Source organism: Deltaproteobacteria bacterium (genome assembly GCA_013151915.1).
Classification (GTDB): domain Bacteria; phylum BMS3Abin14; class BMS3Abin14; order BMS3Abin14; family BMS3Abin14; genus BMS3ABIN14.
The window spans coordinates 13,679-26,480 of sequence record JAADHJ010000002.1 but is presented as its reverse complement, the minus strand read 5'-3'; the positions used below and the strand labels follow the sequence as shown (position 1 = coordinate 26,480).

Genomic DNA, 12,802 nt, shown 5'->3' with positions numbered 1-12,802 from the left:
CAGATGAAAATGCTCTCACTTTCTTTTCTTTTAACACTTTTTCTCGCAGCCTGTACGACGCTCCCGGTAGAGAAGGGAACACCGCCGCTCCCTGAGGGACACCCTCCTGCGAGCGCATACCCCGAATCCGGCCACAGGGGAATAACGGACCGGCAATCGGATGCCTACACCCATTTTATTATGGGGATCATCGAGTCCGGGGCCGGACGGCGTAACGAGGCCATCCTGGATTTTGAACAGGCCGACAAACTCGACCCTGAGTCTGACACCATCCTGATGGAGCTGCTCAAACTCTACCTGGACGTGGGGAGAAAGGATGAAGCCTTGAAGACCGCCCAGCGGATCATGAAAATCAATCCGAACAGGGCGGAAGTCCATACTTTTATCGGCAGAACTCTCGCGGAAAAGGGCGAGATGGCTGAGGCTGTAGAACATTTCAAGAAGAGCATCGCTCTTGACCCGGAAGGTATAACCCCCTACATCCTCCTCACCGAAGCTTACGAAAAGACAGGGGATTGGGAAAAGGCCCTGGGAACACTGCAGAAGCTTGCCTCTCACGAAAACCACGCTGCTATCGCCTACTACTACATGGCACAGCTCCACGCCCGCAGGGGAAACTCCGATGAATCCCTGAAGTCACTGCAAAAAGCTATCGAGATCAATCCTTCCTTCCTGTCGGCCATCAGTCAACTCGCAAAGATCTATGAAGAGCAGAACAGTCTCGACAAAGCCGAAAAACTTTACCGGGATTTTTTGAAGACCAACGGGAAAGAGAACAGCGTACGGCAACTCCTGGTGCACCTGCTCGTGAAGGAGGAAAAATTCGAGGAGGCGAAGCAGGAGATGGAGATCATACTTTCCCAGGAGCCGGACAACAGTAACGCCCTGCTGATGATGGGTCTGGTAAACGCGCAGGAGAAAAATTTTGAGGAGGCCCTCTCCTTCATAAAACGGGCAAAGGCATTGTCCCCTTCAAGTTACGAGATTACCATGGAGGCGGGGACACTCCAGAGGGAGCTCAAACGTTACGACGAGGCAATCAAGACGTTCCGGGAGGCCGCGCTGCTGGCACCGAACCGTTACGAGCCCCACTTCTACATGGCCGTCGTCTACGAGGCCATGGGGAATCCCGCAAAAACCCTGAACCAGCTACAGACGGCCCTTTCATTGGAACCGGGAAAAACTTCTATCATAACCTTCACGGCACAGGTTCTGGCGGACATGAAGAGGTACGATGAGGCCGTTGCCCTGCTTGAGGAGGGTGTGAAGAAAAATCCCGGCGACACCTCTCTTTTCTACCAACTTGGGATCATGTACGACCGCAGCGGAGATTTCTCCAAAACCGAGGCGATCATGCGGAAGATCATCAAGTTGGATCCATCCCACTACGATGCCTTAAACTACCTCGGCTACTCGTGGGCCGAAAAGGGGATCAACCTTGACGAAGCCCTCGAATTTGTAAAGAAAGCGTTGGACATAAAACCCGACGCCCCATACATAATGGACAGCCTCGGCTGGACCTACTTTCAGATGGGCCGTTACCCGGAAGCGCTGGAGTACCTCCTGAAGGCCCAGGAGAAGATGTCAACGGATCCAACGGTCCTGGGACATATCGGCGACACATACCGGAAAATCGGGAAGGTGGACAAGGCGGTGGAATACTACCAACGCGCACTGAAGACCGACCCTGATAATGACCGTATACGCGAAGAACTCCGTAAACTCGGTCAATCCCCCGCCGGTCAATGAGGACCCGCCTCCGCACATATATCATCCTTTGCGTCACCGCCATTCTCCTGGCCTCCTGCGCCCCGGCCGAATTAAGGCGGATCAGATCTGTCGATCCCACTCCACTTCTCAATATCCTGAAGGACCGCTCCCGTATGGCAGGGGCGTTCGCGACAACCATGCAGATGAATTTCACGGAAAACGGCAGGCACTTCCAGGGGAAGGCCTATCTGCTTGTTTCCCAGCCTCAAAGCTTCCGTCTGGAGGTTCCGGGAATCCTGGGAAGCACCCTTCTTCTCATGGTCGGCGACGGTGAGAATGTCTGGGCCTACTACCCAAGAGCCGGCGCCGCATACCACACCTCAGCTCACGGGATGGACCTCTCTCCCTACCTACCCTTCCCCTTTCCCCTGGATCCAGCCTGGATCCCTTTCCTGGTGACAGGATCACTGCCACCCGGCTCTGACTACTCCGAGGCCACGGCCTATGAATTGAAATCGGGGAAGACGGTACTTTACCTCGATGTTCCGGATTGGGGGTCCCTGCGATACATTTTTGGACATGGCGCCGTCCCCTACCCGATGGAACTGTCCGCTCAGGTCAAGGGGGGAACGATAAGGGTCGTCAACTCCAAAGACGCGCCGCATCTGCCTGTCCGGTTCCAGTTTCGGTCGGATACGGCCACACTTAAAGCAGAGCTGGAGGACTCCAGGGTTTTGAAAACCATCCCGCCGGGGGCCTTTTTGCGCCCAATCCCCCAAAACATCCCTGTGCGTGACCTCGAGATCGAGCAATGATAAGGCTCCTCGCACCCGCCAAAGTGAACCTGACCCTCCAGATCCTGAACCAGCGCCCGGATGGATATCACGACATAGAAAGCCTCGTTCAGAAGGTGGATTTCTACGACAGGATCACGCTTGAAAATTCCCCCGATGGGCGGATCACGCTCCGGTGTAATGATCCCACACTGCCCATAGATTCCGGGAACATCGCCCAAAGGGCTGCTGAGCTGCTCCGGGAATCGGCCGACATTCCGGCCAAGGGGGTCCGGATCCATCTCGACAAGCACATCCCCCACGGGGCCGGCCTCGGGGGGGGCAGCAGCAACGCGGCTGCCGTACTCCTGGGCCTTAACCATATATGGAAGCTTTCCCTCGACCGGGATGTCCTCCTGGGCATTGCCGAACAGCTGGGTTCGGACGTCCCCCTGTTCCTCCATCCATCACCGGCGGTCATCCGTGGGAAGGGGGAGATTGTCAAACCATCCGATCTCCGGATTAACGCTGTCTTTGTCATTGTCTATCCCGATGTAGCGGTTTCCACCCGGTGGGCTTATTCCAATTTCCGTTTGACAAAAAGCCCGGGGGAATATAGGATTTCTCCACTTTCCAGAGCCATGAGGGGAGAGTTGTCCCCCGACATGTGGGGTGGGTTCCTCGTTAACGACCTGGAAACTTGTGTTTTTGAACGTTTTCCTCAGGTCAAGAGATGCAAGGAAGTGTTAATCCGACATGGAGCAAGGGCATCTTTGATGTCGGGGAGCGGTTCCGCTGTTTTCGGGCTTTTTGAAAACATGGGTGACGCAAAAGAAGCCGCCCGGAAGATAACGAGGTTGGAAAGGTTCGATGCGATCGTCGCCCGAGCCGTTTTTTCGTAGATGCCGGTGATCCGGAAGACTGTCTTGATGAGACCTGCAACGGTTTCTGATTTGGGGTTGATGACTTCGCAAAAAGTTATCAAGGCGCCCACTTAGGGGCGCGCAAATCAATGACTTGCAGGGCAAGTTGTTGATTTGTGATGAAAGTGGAAATGACACTTTTCGCTTTCCGTGGAGTAAAGGAGTAAAAAGCCATGAATGGACTTTTTACGACCCTACCAGAATTGAACCTCCGGGTTTCAAAATACGACAACAGTGAAAGGATGGTGTGGGGATGAATATAACGGATGTAAAGGTATTCCCGGTGGAGGAGGAGAAACTGAAGGCCTACGCCACGATCACTTTCGACAACTGTTTCATCGTCAGGGACCTGAAGGTCATCAGCGGAAACAAAGGTTTTTTCATCGCCATGCCCAGCAAGAAACGTAAGGACGGCACCTTCAGGGACGTGGCTCACCCCCTGAACAGCGAGACCAGAAAAATGATCGAGGAGGCGGTCCTCAAGGTGTACGAACAGGAGGCGGAAATCGTCGTCGAGCCGGCTGGACCCGAGGTGGATGCCGCACCGGATTCCCCTCCCGAGGTGGATGCCGCACCGGATTCCCCTCCCGAGGTGGATGCCACACCGGATTCCCTCCCTGACGTGGACGCGAACGTACCGGAGGACACGGCAGAGAAAATCATCCCTTCGGATACGGAGACAAGCGACCCAACGCCCGTCGAGAATACGGAACCGGAAAAGCAACCGACCGATAACCCGACCATCGAGCCTTCGGATGACCCGGAAAAGGCGTTCAGCTACGAGGAATAAAGACGGCCCCATCGTTTTTTCGGAGGGGACACTCCAAGGGCCAGGGGCGCAGAGGATAACAACTCTTCCTGGGGCGTCGACAAATGGTAAGTCACGGGACTTTGGATCCCGCATTTGTAGGTTCGAATCCTACCGCCCCAGCCAGATAAACGACATGACCGGCACCAACGGCACGGAAATATCATGGCAAACAGAATAAAGCTGTTCACAGGAAACGCAAATCCTGAACTCGCACAGTCTATCTGTAATAACCTGCACGAGCCCTTGGGGAACGCAGTGGTCCGTGAATTTTCCGATGGGGAGATCATGGTTGAGATCTCCGAAAATATTCGGGGAGAGGACGTGTTCGTCATTCAATCCACCTCAAAGCCCGGGAACAGGACCCTCATGGAGATGTTGATCCTCATCGATGCTCTCAGAAGGGCATCCGCATGGAGGATAACCGCGGTTGTTCCCTATTTCGGGTACGCGAGGCAAGACCGCAAGGTCGCCCCCAGGGCCCCCATAACCGCCAAACTGGTGGCTAATCTAATCACCGTTGCCGGAGCGGACCGGGTTCTTACCATGGATCTGCACGCCGGTCAGATACAGGGATTTTTTGATATTCCCGTCGACAACCTCTACGCGGCCCCTGTTCTTCTTTCCTACCTGGACGGACTGCGTCTGGAAAACACCGTGGTCATTTCACCCGATGCGGGCGGGGTTGAAAGGGCGCGCGCCTTCGCCAAGAGACTGAAAGCCGGTCTGGCCATTATTGATAAGAGAAGAACCGGACCCAATGTCAGCCAGGTCATGCATATCGTCGGGGACGTGGAAGGAAAGGATGTCGTCATTGTGGACGATATTGTTGACACCGGCGGAACACTGGTCCAGGGTATGGAATCCCTGTTGAAGGCGGGAGCCCGTCGGATATTTGCGTGTGCCACGCATCCGGTCTTTTCCGGATCCGCTGTTGGAAGGCTTGCCCGGTCTCCCGCTGAACGGATCATCGTTACGGACACGATACCGCTGCGACCTGAAGCAATGAAGTGCGACAAGATAGTCCAGTTGAGCGTGGCCGGAATCCTGAGCGAGGCAATCCGAAGGACACACAACCACGAATCGGTCAGTTCCCTCTTCGTCTGAAGGGGTTAAAAAGGAGGAAATACCAGCATGCCGGCTTTAAAACTTTTTGCCGAGATCCGTGAGAATTCCGGAAAGGGCGTTGCCCGAAAGCTTCGTCGGGATGGAAAAATCCCGGCTGTTCTTTACGGCCAGGGCGAGGCCACCACACCTCTCGTTCTGAATTCCGAGGAACTGTCGCACCTGCTCTCCGGTGGTAAGGCGACGACGAATGTCCTGAAGCTTCAGATCGGGGAGGACACAAAAACAAGCGAAAAAAATGTCCTTATCAGGGAGATTCAAAGACATCCCTTCAGGGAGTATATCTATCATGTCGATTTTCAGGAGATCGCTCTGGATGAAACACTCACCGTCAAGGTTCCGGTGATACTCCTGGGTGACTCCAAGGGGGTCACGATGGGCGGCAACCTTACGTTCAACCGGAGGGAACTGGAGGTCTCCTGCCTTCCCGACAGCATTCCCGAGTCCATCACCATCGACATCAGCGACATGGACATCGGCGACTCCGTCCACGTGGAGTCAATCGTGCCGCCCGAGGGCGTCATCATCCATCACGATGTCAACTTCACTGTCCTTACCATCGTAGGAGCTGTCGCCGAAGAGGAAGAGGAGGTTGAAGCCGCCGTCGAGGAGGAATCGGCCGAACCTGAGGTTATCAGCAAAGGCAAGGATGAGGAGGAAGGTAAGGAGGATTAGAAGTCAATATCCTCTTGACCGACCATCTGTATGTGGCTTATCGCTGGGCTGGGGAATCCCGGCCCAAAATACGAGGGGACGCGTCACAACCTGGGTTTTTGGGCATTGGAACTCATCTCGCGAAGATGGGGAATTCCCTTCGCCCGGCATTCCGGGTTCATTGACCAGGGCCAAGGCCGATACGGCACGGAAGACATCCTTCTGGTAAAGCCCCTTGAATATATGAACAGGAGCGGTGAGGTTCTTGAACCCCTCGTTCGCAGAGAGGGGATTGAGATGAACCGCATTGTTGTTATCTTCGATGACATGGATCTCCCCCTGGGCACCGTGCGTTTCAAAAAAAGGGGAGGCAGCGGCGGACACAGGGGTATGGATTCCATTATCCGTCGTCTTGGATCCGAAGACATCAAAAGAATCAGGCTTGGAATCGGCAGGCCGGGAAACACCGGGGAAAACGTAGATTACGTTCTCTCGAAAGTCACCCGGAAGGAATCTCCCGTTGTGGGCAGAATGCTGGAGACCGCCGCCGACCTGGCTGAGAGGGCCATCTCCGAGGGGGAGATGGACACTGTCACGATGAATTTAACAGAAGCGGAGGAGGAGCTATGAGTTTGACTACCCTTGCCCCCCTATTCGGCATCGCAGGTTTGCTGTTTGCCATGGGGATCTACAATTTCATCAAGAAACAGCCCGTCGGGACCCAGACAATGGCGGAAATCGCCGATATGATCCATGACGGTGCCATGGTCTACCTGAGGCGTCAGTACACGATCCTGATTGTCTATATCGTCGTGGTATTCGCACTTCTCTGGTGGAAACTCGAGGTGCAGACCGCGCTGGCATTCCTGGGCGGGACCACCTGCTCCATGCTGGCCGGCTACTTCGGGATGAACGCGGCAACGAAAGCAAATGTCAGGACCTCCCAGGCGGCAACCGAGAGCGGTCAGGCCAAGGCACTGAGCGTTTCCTTCGCAGGTGGGGCCGTCATGGGCGTATCGGTGGCAAGCCTCGGGCTTTTCGGGGTCGGGATCGTATTTTTCTTCTTCGGTGATCCGACCACGGCCAAGTATATCAATGGATTCGCAATGGGTGCCTCGTCCATTGCCCTCTTTGCCCGTGTCGGCGGAGGTATCTTCACCAAGTCGGCCGACGTCGGCGCCGACCTCGTCGGCAAGATCGAAGCCGGAATCCCCGAGGACGACCCGAGGAACCCGGGAGTCATAGCCGACAACGTCGGCGACAACGTGGGAGACATCGCCGGAATGGGCGCCGATATATTCGAATCCTACGTCGGTTCCATGATCGCGACTATCGCCATCGGGGCAACATCTATTTCCATCGCTCCCGAAATGCGACTAGGCTACATGGAGCTGCCCATCCTCCTCGCCATGGCGGGCCTTGTGTGCTCCGCAATCGGAATTCTCTCCATCAAGATCCTGGAGAAGATGTCCCCCCAGGCAGCGCTGAGATACTCGACCTTTATCGGAGCGGGCCTGATGCTGGTCTCGGCCTATTTTCTTGTTGGGGTCACCGGAGTTAACTCCGGCATCTTTTACGCCATTCTCTCCGGCACCCTGGCGGGAATTCTCATCGGTCTTATTACGGAATATTACACTTCGGCCAAACCTATCCGCCGGATCGCGGAAGCCAGTCAGACCGGACCGGCCACGAACATCATCACGGGCCTAGCAGTCGGTTACGAGTCAACGGCCCTGCCCATCCTGGTCATCGCCATCTCCATTTTGCTTGCGTCCAAAATGGCATCTCCCGAACCGCTGTACGGCATCGCCGTGGCAGCCGTGGGGATGCTGGCAACCGTAGGCATCACCATGTCGGTTGACGCCTACGGACCCATCGCCGACAACGCCGGTGGTATCTCGGAGATGGCCGGCCTGGGACCGGAGACAAGGAAGATCACGGATAGTCTTGATGCCCTTGGAAACACTACAGCCGCCATCGGGAAGGGCTTTGCCATCGGTTCCGCGGCCCTGACGGCCCTGGCCATGTTCGCCGCCTACGCATCCGCGGTTGGCCTGAAAAACATCAACCTTATCGATCCCACGGTAGTCGTCGGCATGTTCATCGGCGGGATCGTTCCTTTCCTGGTCGCCGCACTGACCATGACCTCTGTGGGTAAAGCTGCTTTCACAATGGTTGAGGAGATTCGGCGCCAATTCCGTGAAATCCCCGGCATCATGGATGGCACGGGCAAGCCTGATTCCGCGCGATGCGTCGACATTGCGACCAAGGCCGCCCTCAAGGAGATGATCCTGCCCGGCGTCATCGCCATCATCACTCCCCTGCTCGTCGGGCTGATACTCGGCAAGGAGGCCCTGGGAGGAACCCTTGCCGGGGCGACGGTTACGGGCGTTTTCCTGGCCCTTTTCATGTCCAATGGCGGCGGCGCATGGGATAACGCCAAGAAATTCATCGAAGAAGGCCACTTCGGAGGTAAAGGCTCAGAACCCCACAAGGCCGCAGTCGTCGGGGACACCGTGGGCGATCCCTTCAAGGACACCTCCGGACCCGCCATGAACATCCTGATCAAGCTCATGTCGGTGGTCTCCCTGGTGCTCGCGCCGCTCTTTCTCGCGGTGACCCCTCTTATCCATTAGGTCGGTCCGCTTTCAATCCGGCTCTGAATGCCGACCCTCAAGGGGCCGGCATTCAGAGCCTTCCTGACTAACCCCTGGTTTTCCCCTGCGCAACCCTGCCTGATGACTTTTTGCAAGTCCATCTTGATTAGGTTCCGTAATTGTGCTAGAAATTTCCCAACATACTCAACGTTGATGACTTCTTGTGAAGTCATCAACGCGCCCATTAGGGGGAACATCAACTCCTTGCTCCCATTGCCGGAACCACCCGGTGGGTGGGGGCTGAAGCCCGAAAGGAGAAAATCTGCGTGAAAGGCTACGAGACAGTAATAATCCTCCACCCCGATCTCACCGAGGAGGAGGTGCAGGGTACCACTGAACGGTTCTCAGGCGTAATCACCGAACAGGGCGGGGAAGTACGCAAATCCGATATCTGGGGACTCCGCAAACTCGCCTACAAAGTTAAGGGCCATGTCAAGGGAAACTTCGTCTGGCTCCTCTTCACGGGAACCCCCCCAACCATTGCCGAGCTTGAGAGAAACCTGCGGATTTCCGAGCAGAGCATCCGCTTCATGACCGTTCGGGTTGAGGATATGGACGCGGCGGAGAAGATCAGGCCTCACCTCCTGGACGACCCGACTTTATCCATACGGGAAGGTTATAATGGCAGATTTTAACCGGGTAATCCTGATGGGACGCCTGACGCGCGATCCTGAACTGAGATACACACCAAACGGGACGGCGGTAGCCAACCTTTCGCTTGCCGTCAACCGCCGTTGGAAGGGGGATGACCAGGTTCGGGAGGAGACCAGCTTCTTCGACATCGTCGTGTTCGGCAAACAGGCGGAAAACTGCAGCGAATATCTGGGCAAGGGACGCCCGATATTGATCGAGGGACGTCTCCAGCAGCGACGGTGGGAAACCGATGATGGACAAAAGCGGAGCAAGATCGAGGTCGTGGCCTCCAATGTCCAGTTCCTCGGGTCCGGGAAATCCGACACGAACCGTTCGGAAAAGGGAGGCGATGATTCGCCCCCTGAGTTTGACGATAAAGACATCCCCTTTTAACGCACGTCACAAGAGAACATATTGCCGACAGGAAAAATAATATGAAAAAACATTTCATAAGGCGACGAAAGGTCTGCAACTTCTGTGTGAACAAGGTTGATCACGTCGATTACAAAAATGCCATCGCCCTTAAAAGATATATTACCGATAGGGGTAAAATCCTTCCCAGCAGGATTTCAGGCAACTGTGCGAAACACCAGAGAATGCTTACGCACGCCATAAAAAAAGCCCGCAACATCGCCTTTTTACCCTTCACGGTTGAGCGCTGAGGAAACCGTGCTGGAGGCATCCCACAAGGGGATTATCTCCCTGTGGCTGCGCCTCCTGGGGTTTGCCCTGATTCCCCTTTCAGTCCAGGCGTTCAGCCCGCCGCTGGGGGGAGCCCTGGCTGTCCTTATCCCCCTACCCCTCGCCTATGGGATGAAACGGCGAAACGTTCCGGAGGGCATGACGGCCGTCGCGGCCGTCGCGTTGGTCGTTTCGGTTGTCCAGGGTGTCGGGCCCGGCCTGTATTTCCTGGTTGAGACCATTCCCATGTGTCTGGGTATCTACTGGGTCTCAGGTTCCAACAGGCAGCCCTATATCTCAGTGGTAATGGCGGTGGGTCTGGTGGCCGCATCCGCCCTGGCGGCGCTTGTCATCTACGGAGCCGTTTCCGGGGAAGGCATATCGGGAGTTTACGAAAAGACCCTGAACCAGATGGGCCTGATGATGAAATCTCTCCCGTCCGGAGGCACCGGTGGTATCTCCGCCGAGGATAGTGCGCGCATTGCCTGGCTTCTGGAGATCTGGAAGCGCATGCTCGTCGGGATTTGGCTGTCGACACTGATCCTTTTGATCAGCGTCTACTCGTCGGTTATCAGGAGATGGCTCCAGGTATCAGAGGGCACCGCCGGGGACACGCCCAACTACTTCTCCACATGGGCGCTCCCGTTTCCGTTTGTGGGTGTCTTTGTCGGCCTGGCATTCATGGTGCTGGTCAGTAAGGGAACCATCAGGGATGTGGGCCTGAACGCCCTGTTGCCGCTTGCAACTCTTTACGGAGTTCAGGGAATGCTGGTCATGGGCCATTTATTTGCCCGTTATTCACTCCCGTTATTCCTCAGGGCGCTTGTCCTCGCTTTTCTGGCCATGCAGTTGCCAATGGCCCTGATGCTGACAATCGCCTTGCTTGGATTGTTCGACACATGGTTTGACTTCAGGCGACGGTTTCCCCTCGGAGAGGGTACCGCCCCCCCATCAGATGGTTGAGACGATCACCATTTTGTTAGCTGTGGTTCACCAAACGGACAGAGGAGACAGACGATGAAGGTTATACTTTTGGAAGACGTATCCAGCCTTGGCAAAATGGGAGATTCGGTGGAAGTCCGGCAGGGCTATGCCAGAAATTACCTTATCCCCCGTAAACTGGCGGTTCAGGCCACGTCCAGAAACATCAAGTCTCAGGAACACCAGCTGCAAGCCCTTCAGAAAAAGGTTGAGAAAACACGTACCGATGCCCAGTCGATTGCTGAAAAGCTTTTGGGAGTTTCCCTGACGCTGACCAGAAAGGCCGGCGAGGCTGGAAGGCTTTTCGGATCCGTAACCAACATGGACATTGGAGAAGCCCTGGCCGCCGAAGGGATAAATATTGACCGGAGGGATATCCTGCTTGAGGATAACATCAAGGAACTTGGCGAATTCGAGGTATCCATCAAGCTCCACCAGAATGTTTCCGCTACCGTCAAAATCGCAGTCGTCGGGGAAGCGGAAAGTGAAGCTCAATAAAATGCCCCATGCCTGACCACGTTGATCCAAGGAAAGTCCCCCCTCAGAACCTGGAGGCGGAAAGAGCCGTCCTCGGCGCTATTCTTCTGGACAACGAGGTCATTTTCACGGTTTTGGAGGTCCTTGATCCCAACGCCTTCTACCAGGAGGGCCATCGAACCATCTTTTCCTCCATGCTCAGCCTCAATGAGCGTGGCCAACCCATCGACCTTGTAACCCTCACCAACCGATTGAGATCAGACGGTCTCCTGGAACGGGCGGGTGGAGCGGCCTATATCCCTTCCCTGGCCGAGGCCGTGCCCACATCCGCCGGGGCCGCCCACTATGCAAATATCGTCAAGGAAAAGGCCATCCTCCGGGCTCTTATCACCACTTCCTCCGAGATTGTCGAGGAATGCTTCGATTCCCCCGGCGATGTCGATGAAATCATTGATGAAGCTGAACGCCGTATCTTCCAGATATCCGACAGGAGGATCGGCGCCACGTTTTTCTCCATCAAGGAGATCGTCAAAAGCAGTTTCAGAACCATTGAGGGCCTTTACGCCCGCAAGGAACATGTCACCGGAGTCCCTACCGGGTTTAAAGATATCGACGATCTGACATCCGGGCTGCAGTCTTCCGACCTGATTATCGTAGCTGGTCGCCCCTCCATGGGCAAGACCGCCTTCGCCCTCAATATCGCACAGAACGCCGCGTGTGCCGGCAAACTCAACGTGGCCATCTTCAGCCTGGAGATGGCCAGGGAACAGCTCGTAACGAGGATGCTGTGCTCGGAAGCACGCATAGATGCTCACCGTCTGCGGAGTGGGTATCTTGGGGATACCGACTGGCCCAAGCTGACGCGGGCCGCGGGCCTGCTGTCGGACGCCTCCATTTTCATAGACGATACCCCAGCTCTCAGCGCCATGGAGATGCGGGCGAAGACGCGGCGGATGAAAGCGGACAAGGGGCTGGATCTGGTCATCGTTGACTATCTACAGCTGATGCGCGGCAGAGGGAGAATCGACAACAGAGAACAGGAGATCTCCGAAATCAGCCGTTCGCTCAAGGCCCTTGCCAAGGAGTTGGCCCTTCCCGTTGTCGCCCTTTCCCAGCTAAACAGAGCGGTGGAGAACCGGCAGGATAAGAGGCCCATGCTGGCTGACCTGAGGGAATCGGGCGCCATCGAACAGGATGCCGACGTTATCTTCTTTATCTACCGGGATGAATTCTACGACAAGAATTCGGCGGACAAGGGCACCGCTGAAATCATCATCGGCAAACAGCGGAACGGCCCCGTGGGCACCCGAAAGCTGGCCTGGCTCGACAAGTACACCCGATTCGAGGACTTCACTAACCGCGAGACTTTCTAATAATTCC

At 55.7% G+C, this 12,802-nt stretch carries 13 protein-coding genes, 1 tRNA gene and 1 pseudogene; all 15 read left to right on the top strand.

Going from position 1 to position 12,802, the window contains the following annotated elements:
- Positions 1–3 precede the first annotated feature (3 nt).
- The 15 genes and pseudogenes from GXP52_00365 to dnaB all read left to right on the top strand — a co-directional run bounded on the left by GXP52_00365 (position 4) and on the right by dnaB (position 12,795).
- Entirely contained in the window at positions 4–1,749 is a 1,746-nt protein-coding gene (locus tag GXP52_00365) for a tetratricopeptide repeat protein (GenBank protein NOY85740.1), read from the top strand.
- The gene (locus tag GXP52_00360) at positions 1,746–2,525 is read left to right on the top strand and encodes a hypothetical protein (GenBank protein ID NOY85739.1); all 780 of its coding nucleotides are present in this window, start codon (positions 1,746–1,748) and stop codon (positions 2,523–2,525) included. The genes GXP52_00365 and GXP52_00360 overlap by 4 nt, the downstream gene beginning before the upstream one ends.
- Positions 2,522–3,385: a 4-(cytidine 5'-diphospho)-2-C-methyl-D-erythritol kinase gene (gene ispE, locus GXP52_00355; GenBank protein ID NOY85738.1), complete on the top strand. Its 864-nt coding sequence runs from the start codon at positions 2,522–2,524 to the stop codon at positions 3,383–3,385. The genes GXP52_00360 and ispE overlap by 4 nt, the downstream gene beginning before the upstream one ends.
- Before the next feature lie 274 nt (positions 3,386–3,659).
- Positions 3,660–3,923 (top strand): annotated as a pseudogene (gene spoVG / locus GXP52_00350) (septation regulator SpoVG).
- 342 nt (positions 3,924–4,265) lie between these two features.
- A tRNA-Gln gene (locus GXP52_00345) sits at positions 4,266–4,340 on the top strand.
- 39 nt (positions 4,341–4,379) lie between these two features.
- A complete protein-coding gene (locus GXP52_00340; protein ID NOY85737.1) occupies positions 4,380–5,321 on the top strand; it encodes a ribose-phosphate pyrophosphokinase in 942 nt (313 codons plus the stop codon).
- Between the two features lie 27 nt (positions 5,322–5,348).
- Positions 5,349–6,014 carry a 50S ribosomal protein L25/general stress protein Ctc gene (locus GXP52_00335; protein ID NOY85736.1) on the top strand — a complete coding sequence of 222 codons (666 nt, stop codon included), beginning with the start codon at positions 5,349–5,351 and terminating at the stop codon, positions 6,012–6,014.
- A 30-nt stretch (positions 6,015–6,044) separates the two neighbouring features.
- The gene (locus tag GXP52_00330; protein ID NOY85735.1) at positions 6,045–6,623 is read left to right on the top strand and encodes an aminoacyl-tRNA hydrolase; all 579 of its coding nucleotides are present in this window, start codon (positions 6,045–6,047) and stop codon (positions 6,621–6,623) included.
- The gene (locus GXP52_00325; GenBank protein ID NOY85734.1) at positions 6,620–8,629 is read left to right on the top strand and encodes a sodium-translocating pyrophosphatase; all 2,010 of its coding nucleotides are present in this window, start codon (positions 6,620–6,622) and stop codon (positions 8,627–8,629) included. Before GXP52_00330 ends, GXP52_00325 begins: the two co-directional genes overlap by 4 nt.
- A 287-nt stretch (positions 8,630–8,916) precedes the next feature.
- Positions 8,917–9,285 carry a 30S ribosomal protein S6 gene (rpsF, locus tag GXP52_00320; protein NOY85733.1) on the top strand — a complete coding sequence of 123 codons (369 nt, stop codon included), beginning with the start codon at positions 8,917–8,919 and terminating at the stop codon, positions 9,283–9,285.
- Positions 9,272–9,676, top strand: coding sequence for a single-stranded DNA-binding protein (locus tag GXP52_00315; protein ID NOY85732.1), 405 nt, complete (start codon positions 9,272–9,274; stop codon positions 9,674–9,676). The genes rpsF and GXP52_00315 overlap by 14 nt, the downstream gene beginning before the upstream one ends.
- 41 nt (positions 9,677–9,717) lie before the next feature.
- Positions 9,718–9,945: a 30S ribosomal protein S18 gene (gene rpsR / locus GXP52_00310; protein ID NOY85731.1), complete on the top strand. Its 228-nt coding sequence runs from the start codon at positions 9,718–9,720 to the stop codon at positions 9,943–9,945.
- A 7-nt stretch (positions 9,946–9,952) separates the two neighbouring features.
- Positions 9,953–10,927: a DUF2232 domain-containing protein gene (locus GXP52_00305; GenBank protein ID NOY85730.1), complete on the top strand. Its 975-nt coding sequence runs from the start codon at positions 9,953–9,955 to the stop codon at positions 10,925–10,927.
- 54 nt (positions 10,928–10,981) lie between these two features.
- Positions 10,982–11,443, top strand: coding sequence for a 50S ribosomal protein L9 (locus tag GXP52_00300; protein NOY85729.1), 462 nt, complete (start codon positions 10,982–10,984; stop codon positions 11,441–11,443).
- Between the two features lie 8 nt (positions 11,444–11,451).
- On the top strand, positions 11,452–12,795 hold the full coding sequence (gene dnaB / locus GXP52_00295; GenBank protein ID NOY85728.1) for a replicative DNA helicase: 1,344 nt from the start codon (positions 11,452–11,454) through the stop codon (positions 12,793–12,795).
- Positions 12,796–12,802: the final 7 nt, after the last annotated feature.